Source organism: Actinospineispora eucalypti, from assembly GCF_039543365.1.
Taxonomy (GTDB): Bacteria; Actinomycetota; Actinomycetes; order Mycobacteriales; family Pseudonocardiaceae; genus Pseudonocardia; species Pseudonocardia eucalypti.
Window position 1 is genome coordinate 157,137 of sequence record NZ_BAABJP010000043.1, and the last position, 16,250, is coordinate 173,386.

Sequence of the window (16,250 nt, forward strand, 5' to 3'; positions counted from 1 at the left end):
ACGTTGTTACTCACTCGGTTCCGGGTCCGCCGGTCGCTCGGCCTGGTCGGTGACCACGACCATCGCCGGGCGCAGCACCCGGTCGCCGATCTGGTAGCCCCGGCGCAGCACCGAGGTCACCACGGTGACCGTGGCTACCCCCGCTTCGGCGGTGCTGGTGTGCTGCACCGCCTCGTGCACCGACGGGTCGAACGGGTCACCCTCGGCGCCGAACGCCTGCAGGCCGAGCCCGTTCAGCGCCCCGACCAGCTTCTCCGCCACCGCCTTGAAAGCACCGGTCAGGTCGCCGTGTGCGGCGGCCCGGTCGATGTCGTCCAGGGTGGTGAGCAGGTCGGCGGCGATCTTGGCCTTGGTGGCCACCGCCGCCGCCTCGCGGTCCCGGTCGGTCCGGCGCCGGTAGTTGGCGTACTCGGCGGTGACCCGCTGCAGGTCGGCGGTCCGCTCGTCGAGCTGCTTGGACAGCTCGGCCAGCTTGGCGTCCGCCGGGTCCGGCTCGGGTTCCGGCTGGTCGGTCCCGCCGGCCTCCGCCGTCTCCGGGGTGACGTCCGGGCCCGGGGTCGCCCCCGGGTCCCGGGCCTCACCGGTCAGTGGATCAATTCGCCGTCGATCACGCACCACTACCCGCTCCGGCTGCTCGTCTGCCTCGGCTGGGCGATCAGTCACTTCTTGTTGTCCTTGTCGTCCTCGTCGACGATCTCCGCGTCCACCACGTCATCGGCGTTCGCGCTGGCCCCGGCCGCTCCGCCGGCCGCACCGGCACCACCGCCGGCCGCACCGCCGGCCGCCGCACCCTCGGCGCCCTGGTCGGGGTAGAGGGCCGCGCCGAGCTTCTGCGACTCGGTGGCCAGCTTCTCCATGGCCGCCTTGATGGCGCCGTTGTCGGTGCCCTTCAGCGCCTCCTGGGCCTCGCCGATCGCGGAGTTGACCGAGTCCTTCACCTCGGACGGCAGCTTCTCGTCGTTGTCCTTGACGAACTTCTCCGTCTGGTAGACCAGGCTCTCCGCCTGGTTGCGCACCTCGGCGTCCTCCCGCCGCTGCTTGTCCTCGGCGGCGTGCTGCTCGGCGTCGCGCATCATCCGGTCGATCTCGTCCTTGGACAGTGCGGAGCCGGCGGTGATGGTCACCTGCTGGGTGTTGCCGGTGCCCAGGTCCTTGGCGGACACGTTCACGATGCCGTTCGCGTCGATGTCGAAGGACACCTCGATCTGCGGCACGCCGCGCGGGGCCGGCGGGAGCCCGGCCAGCTGGAAGCTGCCCAGCTTCTTGTTGTAGGCGGCGATGTCCCGCTCACCCTGGAACACCTGGATCTCCACCGAGGGCTGGTTGTCCGCCGCGGTGGTGAAGATCTCGCTCCGCTTGGTGGGGATGGTGGTGTTGCGCTCGATCAGCTTGGTCATCACGCCGCCCTTGGTCTCGATGCCCAGGGACAGCGGGGTGACGTCCAGCAGCAGAACGTCCTTGACCTCGCCGCGCAGCACGCCAGCCTGCAGCGCCGCGCCGACCGCGACGACCTCGTCCGGGTTGACGCCCTTGTTCGGCTCCTTGCCGCCGGTCAGCTCCTTGACCAGCTCGGTGACCGCCGGCATCCGGGTGGACCCGCCGACCAGCACCACGTGGTCGATCTGGCCGACCGAGATGCCCGCATCCTTGATCACCTGGTTGAACGGGGCGCGGGTGCGGTCCAGCAGGTCGGAGGTGATCCGCTGGAACTCCGCCCGGGACAGCGTCTCGTCCAGGAACAGCGGGTTCTTGTCCGCGTCGACGGTGATGTACGGCAGGTTGATGGTCGCCGTGGACTGGCTGGACAGCTCGATCTTGGCCTTCTCACCGGCCTCGCGGAGCCGCTGCATGGCCATCTTGTCCTTGGTCAGGTCGATGCCCTGGCTGGCCTTGAACTTGTCCACCAGCCAGGTGACGATCCGCTCGTCCCAGTCGTCGCCGCCGAGGTGGTTGTCGCCGTTGGTCGCCTTGACCTCGACGACGCCCTCGCCGATCTCCAGCAGGGACACGTCGAACGTGCCGCCGCCCAGGTCGAAGACCAGGATGGTCTGCTCGCTCTGGCCCTTGTCCAGGCCGTAGGCCAACGCGGCGGCGGTCGGCTCGTTCACGATCCGCAGCACGTTCAGGCCGGCGATCTGGCCGGCTTCCTTGGTGGCCTGGCGCTGCGCGTCCTCGAAGTAGGCCGGCACGGTGATCACCGCATCGGTGATCGGCTCGCCGAGGTAGGCCTCCGCGTCGCGCTTCAGCTTCTGCAGCACCCGGGCGCTGATCTCCTGGGCGGTGAACACCTTGCCGTCGATGTCCGAGGTCTTCCAGTCGCCGCCGATGTGCCGCTTCACCGAGCGGAACGTGCGGTCGGAGTTGGTGACCGCCTGGTTCTTCGCCGACTGCCCGGTCAGCACCTCGCCGTTGCGCGCGAAGGCGACCACGGACGGAGTGGTGCGGGCACCCTCGGAGTTCGCGATGACCGTCGGCTCGCCACCTTCGAGGACGGCGACGACGGAGTTGGTGGTCCCGAGGTCGATTCCGACCGCACGAGCCATGGTTGATAGTCCTCTCGTAACTTGAGTTCCTTGCGCTCAACCCAAGCCTACTCGACCTGAGTCCACCCCACTCAACTCCGTCGCGGCGCGTCTTGTTCCCGGTTGGGCGGCTCTATATCCGGTCGTCGGCGGCGCGGGGTTCGACGCGGCCGGTGTCCGGGCCGGGGATGGGGTCGTCGACCGGGACCAGCGCGCCCACCGAGTGCGGATGGATCACCGGTCGCTCGTGGTCGTCCCGGATGACCAGTTGACCGTCCTCGTCCACGTCGGCCACGTATCCGGCGGCGGCCAGCTGGCCCTCGTCCATGTCGGCCAGCAGCTCGTAGCGGCTCGGGATGACCTGGTACTGGGGCCACTCCAGGTGCCCGTAGGCGTCGTGCAGGTCGGCGAGCAGGCCGACGAACACCTGCTGCCAGCGCAGGGGCATCGACTGGGCCAGTGAGCGGGGCACCACCAGGTAGTCGGGCGATGCGCCGGGACACGGTCCGTCCGCGTAGTCCCGCGCCGGGTTGGCGGACGCGACGCCGGGTGGTTCCTCGAACATGTCGCCAATCATGCCGGCCGTCGATCGGTTGTCCGGTTAAGCCCCATGGAGCGCTCGACTTTCGCGCTTAGTCGAACGTCCGTTCGCTACGAGGTTTACCCTCAACGCGGCATGAGCGCGCATTAAGCCTGGTGATAACCGGTGCACATCACGTGCGCGTCGCGCTGAGCCTCCCCTCAAACCACGTCCTTCCGGTCGATGACGGCCGACCACGTGTTGACCACCGTGAATTCTCCCTTGACGTAAGGAATCCCAGAAGTGGATCTTCTGATACGCGAGGACTGCCGTGTCTGGAGTCAGGTCTGTGCACGGGTCAGCGCCTGACGCCAGTGCTCGGTGACCGCCCGCCGCAAACGTTGGGTGTTCACGGCCTGGGGATCGAGAAGCCGTTGCAGCCCGATTCCGCGGAGTTGCCCGACGATAGCGATGGCGACCTCATCGGGTACGGCATCGGGGCGGATAGTGCCGTCGACGATTGCGGCGGCAATGTCCTCGCGTAGGTCGGCGCGAAACGCTTCGTCTCGCTCGCGGAAGATCGGGGCCAGTTCTGCCGCGGTGGCCGCCTCGGCCCATAGCAGCAGGAACGCCCGGTTCAGCACGCCCACCGTGCCCAGGGCTCCGAGGTATCCGTCGATCAGCCGCAGGAGACGGTCCAGACCGGGTGGCAGACCATCGAGCCCGGGCACGAACCCAGTCTGTGTCGCGTGTGCCAGGCGTTCGAGGAGAGCCTGCTTGGACCCGAAGTGGTGGGTGACCAGTCCGCGGCTGTACCCGGCTCGCTCGCTGACGCGGGCCAGCGTGAGCGAGCGCACCCCCTGCTCGACGACCAGTTCGGCGGCGGCGTTGAGCAACGCGGTTTCGGCCTGGTCGCGGCGCTGCTTCTGGGTGCGGCGAGCGGTGGTCATGGGAAGGATCGTACAACAAACTTGTCAGTCGACCAACAAATATGCGAGAGTGATCGCGTTGACGACATGGAGGTTCCCGATGATCGAGATTGACCAGCACGCCCTGGATGCCCTGCTCACCGAGGATGCGGGTGGCCCCGTGGTGATGCTGAACCTGCTGCGATTCCATCCGGACGGCGGTCGCGAGAGCTACCAGCGCTACGCAGAGGCGCTCGGCCCGGCGATCAACGCGCGGTATGGGGTACAGGTGGAGTATCTGGGGGACGGCGGGCGGGCGCTGGTCGCCGAGGACGGGCAGGCCTGGGACATGGTGGTGTTGGTCCGCTACCCGAGCCGACAGGCGTTCGTCGACATGATCCGGGACCCCGACTACCAGGCGGTGTCCCATTTCCGCAGCGAGGCGCTGGTGGAGTCGGTCTTGCAGCCGACCGTGCCGCTCAGCGCCGTGGCCTGATGCCCGTGGTCTTCGTGCGCGGCAATCCCGAGACGGCGGCGGTCTGGGATCCCTGCTCACCGAACTGGAGAGCGCTGGCGCGGAGCGTTTGAGGTCAGGCGGGTTAGGCGGGGTTGGGAGCAGTGCCGGGTCGGGTGGCCAGCGGGACCAGTTCGGGGTTGGCCCAGTCCACCGGGCGGGTGCGCACGGGTTTGCCGCTGTACGGAGCCTCGGCCAGCATCCCGTTGCCCAGGTAGATCATCACGTGGTGGATGGTCGCCGGGTCGTTCCGGTCGGTGGCCAGGAACAACAGGTCACCGGGTTGCGCCTGCTCCACCGGCAGGTGCCCGCCGGCCTGGAACTGTTCCCGGGAAACCCTGGGCAACGGGATCCCGGCGGCCTGGTAGGCGCGCAGCACCAGGCCCGAGCAGTCGTAGGAGTTCGGGCCGGTGGCGCCCCACACGTAGGGCTTGCCGACCTCGCCGAGGGCGAAGGTGAGCGCTGCCTTGACCACCCCGTCCGGCAGGTTCACCGCGCCGAACCCACAGCCGAGCGGGTCGGCCACGTTGGCCAGCAGCGACACCAGCTGGGCGGCCAGGCCTTCCCAGCGCGCGTAGGCCTCCGGGAACGCGGAGCGCTGGATGGCCTGCGCCGCCACGGTCAGCGGGAGCTCCTCCCAGCCGGGTAGCTTGGCCAGCCGTTGAAAGAACTGGGTACTGGCGTAGACCGGGTCGGTGACCTCGGAAGGGCTGCCCCAGCCCTGCGACGGGCGCTGCTGGAAGAGGCCCAACGAGTCCCGGTCGCCGTAGTTGATGTTGCGCAGCGCGGACTCCTGCATCGCGGTGGCCAGCCCGATCATCCACGCGCGCGGGGGCAGCCCCATGCCCTTGGCCACCCCGATGATGACCTGGGCGTTCTGCTTCTGCTCGTCGGACAGCCCGGCGGCGCTGGTCGCGGGCCCCCGGGTGCCGCTGACCGAGCCGGACGGGCCGTAGCTGACCGGGTCGCAGCCACTGCCGCCGCGCAGCCCGCCCATCCCGCCGAAGCTGATGATCAGGCCGACGCCCAGGAACACCGCCAGCGCCGCCGCGATCGCCACCAGCGGCAGGAACAGCCGCAGGAATCGGAAGCCACGCAGCGGCGAGGTCACGGGGTACCGCTTACCGGGTGTTCGCGGTCTCGGCCCGGTCGTACCCGGCCACCCGCCACTCACCGCCGGTGTTGACCACCAGCACGACCAGGTTGACCGCGTCGGTCGGCACCTGCACCCGCACCGAGCTGGGCGCGACCACGGTGGCCCTGGCCGGCCCGGTGACCGCCGTCGCCGGGATGTTCGCCGGATCCACCGTGGACAGCACGCCCAGGTACTCCTCGGTGGTGTACGGGCGCAGCCCGGTGACCCAGCTCGCCGTGCTGGTGCCCGGCGGGTGGTGGGCCCAGGCCTTCGTCCACTTGGCCGCGACGGTCAGTGCGGCGGGCGGCGCCTGCGCGGGCGGCAGCGCGCGCGGGGTCAGCTCGGCGACCGGGGGGAGCCGGTTCGGCTGGCCCTCGGTGGGCGCGAGGCCGGTCGCCCCGGGAGCGGTACCGGAGCTGCCCGGGGCGGCGTGCCGCGCCGAGCCGAACACCCCGCCCCGCTCCGCCTTGCTCGGCAGCAGCCCGAACGCCGCGTTCGCCCCGATGGCCAACGCGAGCAGCGCCACCACGCAGCCGAACAGCCGGGCCGGCGAGCGCAGTGGCCACTGCCAGAAGACGCGGTAGGCCGCGCCCCTTCCCTTGGGCGATCTGATCGGCACGGCTTAGTCACCTCCGCGGTAGGGGTAACTGGGCTGGCTGGGGCGGGGGCGGTAGATCCGGTACACCGGGACGCCGTCGACGAGCTCGGCCTGCACCGGCTGGTCGCGGTCGGCGTACGGGTCGGTGCGCGCGCCGGGCCGGCGGTAGATCACCCGCTCGTCCATCTCCACCGCGTCCGGGCCGTTCAGGCCGCTGGGGAAACCACCGAGCCCGCCGATGCCGCCGAAGCCGCCGGCCGTGAGCGCCCGCCGGTCCGGCGCCGGGCCGAGCTGGGCGGACTCCGGTGTGCCCACTTCGCGTTGGCCCGGACGCCAACCGCCGGCGTAGCGCTGCTCCGAAACCACCGAGGCGCTGGCGTAGACCGACTCCGGGCGGTGGGCGCTGGGCTCCGCCGGGCCCGAGGCCTCCGCCCGCCGCTCGTCCCACCAGCGCTGTTGCCGCTCGTCCGGCTGCGCGCCGCGCAACCGGTTCCACATCCGGGAAACCGGGCCGTCACCGGCGCCGGGCACCACCCCGCCGAACTGCTCGCGGGTCAGCGACACCATCGACACCAGCCGGCGCAGCGGCCGCGCCACCGCCCACAGCACCACCGTGGTGACCCCGGTGACCAGCAGCGACAGCCACAGGTCCACCCCGGAGTCCGGCTTGAACAGCGACACCACGAGCAGCGCGTGCAGCCCGGCCAGCGCGCCCACCAGCAGCGTGTTGACCAGCGCGGAACCCGCGACCTTGGCCACCATGGGCAGCACCTCGGGCTTGAGCACGCCCAGCACCGCGATCACCGGCAGCGTCATCACCAGCAGCCGCAGCAGCAACATGGCGACCAGCACCAGCACCTTGGACAGCAGCTGGAAAAGCCCGATGCATACGGCCTGGATCACCGCGAGCACGCTGACCCCGATCCGGCTGCCGGACTTGCCCTGGAAGTACGGGTAGCGCTCGCCCATCTTGCCCGCGACGTCGGCGAACGCCTTCTTCTTGGCGTCCACGTCGGCCTGGGTGATCTTGCCTTGGTAGACGTCGTCGTTGGTGAAGGTCTGCGTGCGCAGCAGCTCCCGGCCCAGCTCGACGGCCTTCGGGTCGTTCGGCGCGCCGAACTCGCCGCGCAGCCAGTTGTCGTAGATGACCCGGTCGGTCAGCACGGTGGGCAGCGTGTTCACGTCGCCCCGGCCGAGTGGGGAGAGGAACCCCTCCTGCATCTGGGTGATGCCGTCCAGCAGCAGCCCGTCGGCGGCCTTCGCCCAGTTCACCGGGGCCAGGTAGGCCGCGGCGCCGAGCATCAGGGCGAGCAGCGCGAACCCGGCCCGCTGGGCCTGCCGGGCCAGGTCGCCGCGCAGTGCCAGCATGAGCAGGGCCAGCGCGAGCAGCAGCAGTGCCGGCCCGATCAGCGTGCTGAACACGCCGTCGTACATCGCCTTGGTGCCCTGCTCGATCACCTTGTCCAGCGGGGTCAGCACCTCGCCGCCCCGGGCCAGCAGGTAGTGCGCCCAGTTGACGCCGCCCACGATGAACTTGGCGATGTTGAACGTCTGGTTGCCCAGCCAGGTGTCGGTGGCCACCGAAGGGTCGGAAACCGAGCCGCCGCAGCCCAGGTCGTAGGTGTGCCAGACCAGCCCGGAGTAGCCGACCTCGTTGTAGACGCTGCCCGGCGCGCCCGCGTTCACCGCCGGGTCCAGCGAGCCGACGAGTCCGGAGCCCGGCCGGTCCGGTTCCGGTGCCTCCTTGCAGTCGAACGGCGCCGCCCAGGCCTGCCCGCCGAGCAACGAGGACATCATGAGCAGCGCCACGAGCAGCCCGGCCGGCACAATTCTCCGGAGGAGCCGGCGGTTCCGGGGAGTGCTTCGGGACGCTTTGGCTCTGCGTGGAAATACGCAATAACCGGACGCGCGGCCGGAGACGGGACGCCGAGCGGCCGCCGTCACGCGGGCGGCGGCCGCTGCGTATATGTGCGCAGAGCCATAGCGTCTTCGGCGTTGGGTGGAAGTCATCGGACCCGCTCGGGCGCCGGGTCCAGTTCGTCGAGGTCGTCGAGCAGGTCGATCTCCTCGTCGTCCGGCTGCCCGAAGTCGGCCGGTTGCGCGATGCCGCCACGGGACGCGGTGCGCTCCACCTCGGTGCGGGGGTCGTATCCGGTGTGCGTGTTGGCGCCGGGGTCGGTCCCGCCGCGGGCGGCCAGATCGGCGTGCTCGGTGAAGTCCTCCAGCTCCATGTCGTCCATGTCGTCCGCGTCATGCGGTTCGGGCAGCTCGCGGGGGCCGCCGCCCGGCTCCAGCGCGGGCACCCCGGACCGGCCGATGGCCGGCGAGGGGGCGACCGGGGAGACCACGCGCGCGGCGTCCGGGTTGGTGTCCAGCGCCTCGGCCAGGTGCCCCAAATGCGGCGCCTCCATGTCGATGCGGATCTTCTCCACCCCGCCGTGGCCGTCCGCGAAGACGAACTGCCGGGGCGTGTCGTCCGGCCGGTCGTCGTGCCTGGGCCGGGGTGAAAGGGTGCCGAGCATCGCCTCGTAGCCCACGCCGGTCGGCACCCGCAGCAGCCGCAGCGCCTCCGCCTGCGCCACCTCGTCGTCGGTGCGCCCGACGAACACCGCGTTCACCAGCGAGGCGAACCCGGAAACCCGCAACAGGTCGCCGGCCAGCTGCGAGGCGAACAACGCCCGCACATTGAACTTCCGGGAGTCCCGGGCCAGCCGGTCGATCAGCACCTTGCCGGTCGGCACCTGGGAGAGGAAGTGGGACTCGTCCAGCGCGACGCCCTTGCGCAGGTTCCGGTTGGCGTCGTAGATGGTGCGCTGGGTCAGCCAGGACGCCAGGTTCAGCAGCTCGACGGCCAGCGACTCGTTGTCCGTCCACTCTTCGCGCGGCGATCCCGGCCGGGGCAGCGTCATGCCCTGCATGGTCAGCACGGTCAGCCGGTACTCCCGGTCCGCGCGCCACGGGTCGTCCCGCGACTCGTCCGGGAACAGCAGCGCGGCCTGCGGCAGCTCCCGGCGCTCGGACAGGAAGTCGGCGACCACGCCGGCGTGGTCCTCGCCCTCCCGCGCGTGCCGCCGCAGCACCTCGATGACCTGTGCCGGGTTGCGGTCCGGTGCACCGCCGACCTCGCGCACCGCGCGCAGCAGCACGATCCGGGTGTGCGGCAGCCGGGCCACGTCGAACGGCAGCAGCCCGGTGAGCACGTCCAGCACCAGTCGCCGCCGGGTGGCGGCGGCCAGCGAGCGCTCCCGGCGCCAGGCCCGCTCGGGGTCCTCGTCCTCGAGGAAGTGCTCCGGCCGCGGCTCGGCGACCACCCGGTACGGGTTCAGGATGCCCGGGTCGGCGCGCAGCAGGTTGATGTGCCGGGAGAACGGCGCCAGCTCGGGCAGCCGGGTCAGCTCGGCCAGCGGGCCGGACGGGTCCAGCACCGTCCACTGCGCCCCGGCCCGGATGGTCTTGTAGACGATCAGCCCGGTGAGGAACGACTTCCCGGAACCCAGCCCGCCGACGATCGCCGTCAGGCCGGAGGCCCGGCGCACCTCCTGCGCCATCCACGGGTCCCAGGCCACCGGGCGCCGGGTGGCCGTGCAGGTCTCGCCGAGCATGATGCCGCGCCGGTCGCCGACGGCCGCCGTGGCCGCCGGCACGGCCGCTGCCGCCCAGGTCACCGAGCCGCGCCGGCGGTACGCCGTGGAAGCCAGCGGCTCGCCGGGGATGAACTCGCGCGCGTACTTGTACTGGGCCTCCGGGTGCTCGATGGCCACCTTCGGCCGGTAGACCTCCAGCAGCTGCTGCGCCCGGGACACGGCCTCGGCCTCGTCCCGGCCGGCCACCGCGACCCGCCACCACCCGTACAGCCGGGTGTTCGACTGGGTCAGCCCGCCGGACAGCTCGTCCTCGATCTCCAGCACCCGGTCGGCCTGCCGGGCCAGCGACATCGGCGGGTCCAGGTCGTGGTCGTGCGTGTAGTGCCGGATCTGCGAGCGCACCTTGCCCATCTGGCGCTGCAGCTCGCCGCTGACCTCCTCGGGCCGCCGGATGTACATCCGCGCCGACCACTCCACCGGGAAGGACAGCCGGTCGCTGCGCTGCATCCACGGGTCGTCCACCTCGGGGATGCGCAGCCCGTCCATCAACCCGATGGAGAGCACCGCCACGTGCCGCGTGACCGTCTGGCTGCGCAGCCGGCCGACCACCCGCACGGTCGGCGAGTACGGCTCCTGGTGCAGCTCGACGCCGTCGGTGAACGCGGCCAGGTCCTCGGTCTCCCAGCGCGCGGCGGGGTGCCCGCCCGGAACGGTGAGCGTCCGGGGCGCGGGCAGGCCCAGCGCGCAGGAACGGTGCATCAGCCAGGCGATGTCGTCGGCCTGCGCCGGGACCGCGTCCAGCCCGGTGCCGGCGACCAGATCGTCCACGTGCCGGACCTCGGTGTTCAGCGCGGCCAGCTCGGCCTCCACCGCGCCCGGCACCAGCCGGCCGAGTACCGGCGCGGCCCGCTCCACCCAGCGGTCCAGCGTCCCCCGACCGGAGATCTCCACGCCGAGGAAGACCTCCTTGTCCGACATGGACAGGCCCATCAGGTGTCGCTGCTCGCCCTCCAGGAACCCGTCCCAGCCGAGCGCCCCGGCCACGTCCGGCGGCCGGCCGAGCGCGTTGTGGTCGAACGCCTCGGCCCACATGTGCACCGGGTACGGCCGGGTGGTCACCCGCAGGTGCAGCCACCGGCCCTGCAGCTCGCCCAGTTGCGCGGCGATCTGGTGGATGAGCAGCTCACGCTGGTTGTCGCTGCGGAAGCTCCACGCCTGCGGGGCCAACCGGTACCAGGCCATCACCTGGGTGCCGGTGCGGGTCAGGTGGCCGTCGATGCTGCGCAGGTTGATCGGGGACTGGTAACGCGGCAGCCCGGACTCCCCGGCCAGCGACCGCGAGCCCTTGCGGGTGTCCTTCTTGGCCGGTTTGGCCTTCGGCTTGACCCGCTGCGGCTGGGGCTTCGGCGTGCGGGCCGACTTGGCGGCGGCCGACTTGGTCCCGGCCGACTTGGTCCCGGCCGCCCTTGCCGATGCCGGCCTGGCCCCCGACCCACCGGCCGCCCCGTTCGCCGAGCCCCGCCCGGAACCGTTCGCCGACCCTCGCCCGGAACCGTTCGCCGACCCGCGTCCTGAACCAGCCGCTGGTCCCCGGGCGGAACCGTCCGGAACCCCGTTGCCGCCGTTGCCATACGCGGTACCGCCGCGACCCGTGGCGGCGCCGCTGCGGCTTTTGGCCGCGCTACCGGCCCGGCTCTTGCCGTTGCTCGAGGCCTGAGCCTTGCTCCCGGCCTGGCCGTTGCCGCTGGTCCGGCCCTTGCCGCTGCTGGTCCGGGCGGCCGTGTGACCGTTCCCGGAACGTCCGCCGCCTGTGCCGGAGTGGCCGTTCCCGGTGCCGGGGTATCCGTGGCCACCGTCGCCCGGGTGGGGCCGGCCGTCTTCCCCGGTTCGGCTTCCGCCGGCCCAGCCGCCACCGGCGCCGTTCGTTCTGCCGTAGCGCGCGTCGCGAACTCCGCTCGCGCCGGTCCGGCCGGCGCTCCCGGAGGAACGGACCGGCCGTCGTCCGGTGTCGCTCGGGCGCTTGCCGAACATCACGATCTGCCCGCCCGCCCGGCGCGCTTCGGGCGCCTGCTCGGTGGTTCGGTGAGCTCGCGCCGCACCCGGACGTGCCCGTTGCGCACCCCGGTGGCGCGCGTCGCGGTGCGCTGCCGGGGGCCGGTGACCTCGTACCAGAAGTGTTCGAACAGGTGCAGCACACCCTTTTCGTAGTTCACCTTGCGGGAGATCAGCCGGGTGAGCGCAACTGTGATCACCAACGCCCACGCGGTGGGGATGACGTTGAAGCTGATGCCCACCCGGCGCTGCACGAACAGCACCACGATGAAAATCACAAACCCGGTCAGATAGCTGGCGTAGGTCGCCCGCCACGGGAACGTGGCGCGCGGTGGACCGAGCCACACCTGGTCGATCCGATAGATCTCGTCGTCAGTTCGCACCCGCAACGCGGTCTCACCCGACGATCAAACTCGCGAAGAACTTACCCACTTCGCTGGCCTGGCCGGAAAGGGCGATACCCAGGGCGACCAGCCCCACGACCAGGCCGACGCTGCGCCGCGCCACGCCGGCATTGTCACCGCGCCCGCCGATCCACAGCAGGATGACCGCGATGGAGAGCAGCAGTAACGGCACGATGTTGTCGGTGATCCACTGCTGCAGGTTGTTGGTGCCGAGTTTGTGCTCCTGCGCCAGGATCACGAAGCCAGACGCGGCGGCGTACAGGCTGGTCATTACGGCTCCTCACGTCAGCAAAGGCCGCCGCGCCGGGGGGTGGTCGCGTCGGCGTGACGGATACTAAGGCGGCGGAAGCCCCAGACGTGGGAGGCCAGGCGGGGGTAGCACCAGAAAGTACGCTCGGCCGGTATACCGCCCGTGCGCATAATCCCCCACACGGGTGAATGAGGCGCCGGAACGCCCTCATTCCATCCACTCACAGAGCAACCGAACTGGGTGACCTGGCGCGTCCGGAGGGTGACGGACGACGCTCCGGCGCCGCCTCGCCCGCTTGTTACTCTCCAGTAAGTAAGGGTGGATTAATGCGTGGCATGTCAAGCGGCCTGGTGACGCGGGGTCTACCCTCACCGCAACAGACCAGGGAGGAACTGCCGTGATCGCGCGATTGGTGATCGGCCTGGCCGTAACGGTGATCGTGCTCGCCATCGCCGGCCGGCGGGCCTGGTGGCTGTACAAGCTGATCAGCTCGGGGCAACCCGCGCACGACCGCACGGACCAGCTCGGCGCGCGGTTGCGCACCCAGTTGGTCGAGGTGTTCGGGCAGCGCAAGCTGCTGAAATGGTCGATCCCCGGCCTGGCGCACTTCTTCACCTTCTGGGCGTTCGTGCTGCTGCTCACCGTCTACATCGAGGCGTACGGCGCGCTGTTCGACGCCCAGTTCGCAATCCCGTTCATCGGCCACTGGGCCGCCCTCGGGTTCCTGCAGGACTTCATCGCGGTGGCTGTGTTGATCTCGCTGGGCGTGTTCGCGTGGATCCGGGTCCGGCAGGCGCCGGAGCGCCGGCAGCGGGATTCCCGGTTCTACGGCTCGCACACCGGGCCGGCCTGGTTCATCCTCTTCATGATCTTCAACGTGGTCTGGACGTTGTTCTTCTTCCGCGCGGTCGCCTCGGCCGCCGGGAACCTGCCGTACACGTCCGGGGCGTTCGCCTCCATCGGGCTGGGCCAGCTGTTCACCGGGCTGTCCCACACCGCGTACTTCTGGCTGGAGACCGTCGGGCTGATCCTGCACATCGGCGTGATGCTGGCGTTCCTGATCATCGTGCTCTACTCGAAGCACCTGCACATCTTCGTGGCGCCGATCAACGTGTCGGCCAAGCGGCTGCCCAAGGGCCTCGGCCCGTTGCTGCCGATGACCTCGCGCGGCAAGGAGATCGACTTCGAGGACCCGGACGAGGACGACATCTTCGGCCGGGGGAAGGTGGAGGACTTCACCTGGAAGGGCATGCTGGACTTCGCCACCTGCACCGAGTGTGGTCGCTGCCAGTCGCAGTGCCCGGCGTGGAACACCGGCAAGCCGCTCTCCCCGAAGCTCGTGATCATGGACCTGCGGGATCACCTGTTCGCCAAGGCCCCGTACCTGATCGGCGGCAAGGACATGCCGGAAGAGGGCTCGGTCGAGATCACTTCGGGTGAACGCAATGGGCACGGCGTGCCGGAGTCCGGGTTCGAGCGGGTGCGCGGCTCCGGGCCGGACCAGGCGGCGCGGCCGCTGGTGGGCACCGCCGAGGCCGGCGGTGTCATCGACCCGGACGTGCTGTGGTCCTGCACCTCCTGCGGTGCCTGTGTGGAGCAGTGCCCGGTGGACATCGAGCACGTGGACCACATCATTGACATGCGCCGCCACCAGGTCATGATCGAGTCGGAGTTCCCCTCCGAGCTGGGCGTGCTGTTCCGCAACCTGGAGAACAAGGGCAACCCCTGGGGGCAGAACAACAAGGAGCGGCTGGACTGGACCAAGGGGCTGGACTTCGAGGTCCCGGTGTTCGACGGCGAGCTGACCGACGACACCGAGTACCTGTACTGGATCGGCTGTGCCGGCGCGTTCGACGACAACGCGAAGAAGACCGTGCGGGCCACCGCCGAGCTGCTGCACCGGGCCGGCGTGAAGTACGTGGTGCTGGGCACCGACGAGGGCTGCACCGGTGACCCGGCGCGCCGTTCCGGCAACGAGTTCCTGTTCCAGATGATGGCGCAGCAGAACGTCGAGGTGCTCAACTCGGTGTTCGAGGGCCGCGAGCCGGGCAAGCGCAAGATCGTCACCACCTGCCCGCACTGCATGAACACCCTGGGCCGGGAGTACCCGCAGCTGGACGGCCACTACGAGGTGGTGCACCACACGCAGCTGCTGAACAAGCTGGTCCGGGAGGGCAAGCTGGTCCCGGTGGCCGCGCCCGCCGCGGACACGGGTGCACCGGTCACCTTCCACGACCCCTGCTACCTGGGCCGGCACAACGAGGTCTACGCGCCGCCGCGCGAGCTGGTCGGTGCGGCCGGCGCGCAGCTCACCGAGATGCCTCGGCACGCGGACCGCTCGATGTGCTGCGGCGCCGGCGGCGCGCGGATGTGGATGGAGGAGCACATCGGCAAGCGGGTCAACCTGGCCCGCACCGAGGAGGCCCTGGCCACCGAGGCCAAGCAGATCGCCACCGGCTGCCCGTTCTGCCGGGTGATGCTCACCGACGGCCTCACCGAGAAGCAGAACGCCGGCGTGGGCGAGGACGTCCAGGTGCTGGACGTCTCACAGATGCTGCTCGAGGCGGTCAAGCGCGGCGACCCGCACACCAACGGCAAGTCCACCGCCCCCGAGGCGACCCCGGCGCAAGCCCCGGCCGAGGACACCCCCGCCAAACCGGGCGAGTAGTTACTGCTGGCAGGGCGTGTAACCGGTGATCACGTACCGGCTGCCCTCGTAGAGGCGCAGGTCCAGGCGGCCGAGGCGGGGACCGGGCGCGCTGCCGGCGGACGGCCACACCGCGCAGCCGTCCACGCTCGCCGTTCCGTCGGCGCGCTTGCTGACCACGCCCCGGGACATCCTGGGGTTGGCGTAGGCGTACGGGTCGCGCACCTGGGGGCGCAGCGCACGCACCGCGCCCGGGCAGTCCGGCGCTCCCGCCGAGGCGGCGAACTGCGCTCCGGCGGGCGTGCCGAGCAGTCCGCACGCCTTGATCTCGTCGCCGGAAGCGATGTCCGAGGTGATCGCGGCGAACACCAGCTCGGCGGGCAGTGCGGCCCGGCCGGCGGTGTAGTGCGAGTCGGCCGCGCGCTGCTCGGCGCGCTGCTGCTCGGCGGTCCGGTAGTGCACGACCGCGTAGCCCGCGCCGAACACCAGCACCGCCAGCCCGCCGGCCGCCACCGGCCACCACCGCCGCGAGCTCGGGTTCACCGGCAGCCGGGCCAGGCCGACCCCGAGCAGCGCCAACCCGGCCGCCAGGCCCCAGGCCCACGGGTCGCTGCGCGCGGCCATCAGCACGACGGTGACCAGGCCGGCCAGGTGCGGCGCCCAGCCCAGCAGCAACCGGTCCAGCCGCGAAAGGTAGAGCAGCACCAGCACGCCCAGCCCGATGACCACGGGCCACCAGTTCCACCCGGCGAACGGCCAGAGCAGCCCGATCGCGGCCAGCAGGCCTACCCCGGCCGCGACCCGGACCGGCCACCGGGTTCGGGTGGCTTGGTCGGCGGGCGGCGGGCGCAGCGGGCCTCGGCGGGTGAAGCGCGGTGGTTGGTCCATCGCCGGCCGAGGGTAGCCGGGCGCCACCCGGCCGGGGGCCGTTCCAGGCAAACTCCGGCCGGCGCGTCCGGGTAACCGATGTCGATCCGGCACTCGCACGGGATCGGCGACGGGGTGTGCGGCGGCCGGGGGAGAACCGGCGCCGGTCCGCGCGGACGGCTTCGGCGAACGGGAGCAAGTCGGGCACGGCAGCCGCCTCGAGTCGAAGAAACGTTCGAGTCAAGGATG

The 16,250-nt window shown here is 71.0% G+C and carries 13 protein-coding genes; 2 read left to right on the forward strand and 11 right to left on the reverse strand.

The window, feature by feature from the left end; genetic code table 11:
* Positions 1-6: 6 nt before the first annotated feature.
* From grpE to ABEB12_RS32390, 4 genes are all read right to left on the reverse strand, one after another.
* Positions 7-663, reverse strand: a complete 657-nt coding sequence (gene grpE / locus ABEB12_RS32375; protein ID WP_185066269.1) for a nucleotide exchange factor GrpE — start codon at positions 661-663, stop codon at positions 7-9.
* Positions 660-2,543 (reverse strand): molecular chaperone DnaK, encoded by a 1,884-nt coding sequence (dnaK, locus tag ABEB12_RS32380; protein WP_185066268.1) that lies wholly within the window; start codon positions 2,541-2,543, stop codon positions 660-662. The genes grpE and dnaK overlap by 4 nt, the downstream gene beginning before the upstream one ends.
* 112 nt (positions 2,544-2,655) lie before the next feature.
* Positions 2,656-3,087, reverse strand: a complete 432-nt coding sequence (locus ABEB12_RS32385; RefSeq protein ID WP_185066267.1) for a hypothetical protein — start codon at positions 3,085-3,087, stop codon at positions 2,656-2,658.
* A gap of 296 nt (positions 3,088-3,383) precedes the next feature.
* Complete coding sequence (locus ABEB12_RS32390) at positions 3,384-3,992, reverse strand: TetR family transcriptional regulator (protein ID WP_185066266.1); 609 nt, start codon at positions 3,990-3,992, stop codon at positions 3,384-3,386.
* Between the two features lie 79 nt (positions 3,993-4,071).
* Between ABEB12_RS32390 and ABEB12_RS32395 the strand changes: the two genes are divergently transcribed.
* Entirely contained in the window at positions 4,072-4,446 is a 375-nt protein-coding gene (locus ABEB12_RS32395) for a DUF1330 domain-containing protein (RefSeq protein ID WP_185066265.1), read from the forward strand.
* A 103-nt stretch (positions 4,447-4,549) separates the two neighbouring features.
* Here the strand turns inward: ABEB12_RS32395 and ABEB12_RS32400 are convergent, their stop codons facing one another.
* The 6 genes from ABEB12_RS32400 to ABEB12_RS32425 all read right to left on the reverse strand — a co-directional run bounded on the left by ABEB12_RS32400 (position 4,550) and on the right by ABEB12_RS32425 (position 12,508).
* Positions 4,550-5,575, reverse strand: a complete 1,026-nt coding sequence (locus ABEB12_RS32400) for a C40 family peptidase (protein ID WP_345703327.1) — start codon at positions 5,573-5,575, stop codon at positions 4,550-4,552.
* A 10-nt stretch (positions 5,576-5,585) separates the two neighbouring features.
* Positions 5,586-6,218 carry a hypothetical protein gene (locus ABEB12_RS32405; protein ID WP_185066264.1) on the reverse strand — a complete coding sequence of 211 codons (633 nt, stop codon included), beginning with the start codon at positions 6,216-6,218 and terminating at the stop codon, positions 5,586-5,588.
* A gap of 3 nt (positions 6,219-6,221) precedes the next feature.
* On the reverse strand, positions 6,222-8,024 hold the full coding sequence (locus ABEB12_RS32410) for a hypothetical protein (protein WP_185066263.1): 1,803 nt from the start codon (positions 8,022-8,024) through the stop codon (positions 6,222-6,224).
* Positions 8,025-8,203: 179 nt separating this feature from the next.
* Positions 8,204-11,812 (reverse strand): ATP-binding protein, encoded by a 3,609-nt coding sequence (locus ABEB12_RS32415; protein ID WP_345703328.1) that lies wholly within the window; start codon positions 11,810-11,812, stop codon positions 8,204-8,206.
* The gene (locus ABEB12_RS32420) at positions 11,812-12,216 is read right to left on the reverse strand and encodes a hypothetical protein (RefSeq protein WP_185066262.1); all 405 of its coding nucleotides are present in this window, start codon (positions 12,214-12,216) and stop codon (positions 11,812-11,814) included. The genes ABEB12_RS32415 and ABEB12_RS32420 overlap by 1 nt, the downstream gene beginning before the upstream one ends.
* Before the next feature lie 13 nt (positions 12,217-12,229).
* Positions 12,230-12,508: a hypothetical protein gene (locus ABEB12_RS32425; RefSeq protein ID WP_185066261.1), complete on the reverse strand. Its 279-nt coding sequence runs from the start codon at positions 12,506-12,508 to the stop codon at positions 12,230-12,232.
* A gap of 376 nt (positions 12,509-12,884) precedes the next feature.
* On the opposite strand from ABEB12_RS32425, the gene ABEB12_RS32430 reads away from it, so the two are divergent.
* Positions 12,885-15,155 carry a heterodisulfide reductase-related iron-sulfur binding cluster gene (locus ABEB12_RS32430; RefSeq protein WP_185066260.1) on the forward strand — a complete coding sequence of 757 codons (2,271 nt, stop codon included), beginning with the start codon at positions 12,885-12,887 and terminating at the stop codon, positions 15,153-15,155.
* On the opposite strand, the gene ABEB12_RS32435 is transcribed toward ABEB12_RS32430, so the two are convergent.
* Positions 15,156-16,022 (reverse strand): hypothetical protein, encoded by an 867-nt coding sequence (locus ABEB12_RS32435; protein WP_185066259.1) that lies wholly within the window; start codon positions 16,020-16,022, stop codon positions 15,156-15,158.
* Positions 16,023-16,250: the final 228 nt, after the last annotated feature.

Coding starts and splice junctions, on each gene's coding strand:
- dnaK (WP_185066268.1), bottom strand. CDS start 2,543: ATGGCTCGTGCGGTCGGAATCGACCTCGGGACCACCAACTCCGTCGTC.
- ABEB12_RS32425 (WP_185066261.1), bottom strand. CDS start 12,508: ATGACCAGCCTGTACGCCGCCGCGTCTGGCTTCGTGATCCTGGCGCAG.
- ABEB12_RS32395 (WP_185066265.1), top strand. CDS start 4,072: ATGATCGAGATTGACCAGCACGCCCTGGATGCCCTGCTCACCGAGGAT.
- ABEB12_RS32435 (WP_185066259.1), bottom strand. CDS start 16,022: ATGGACCAACCACCGCGCTTCACCCGCCGAGGCCCGCTGCGCCCGCCG.
- ABEB12_RS32385 (WP_185066267.1), bottom strand. CDS start 3,087: ATGTTCGAGGAACCACCCGGCGTCGCGTCCGCCAACCCGGCGCGGGAC.
- ABEB12_RS32415 (WP_345703328.1), bottom strand. CDS start 11,812: ATGTTCGGCAAGCGCCCGAGCGACACCGGACGACGGCCGGTCCGTTCC.
- ABEB12_RS32390 (WP_185066266.1), bottom strand. CDS start 3,992: ATGACCACCGCTCGCCGCACCCAGAAGCAGCGCCGCGACCAGGCCGAA.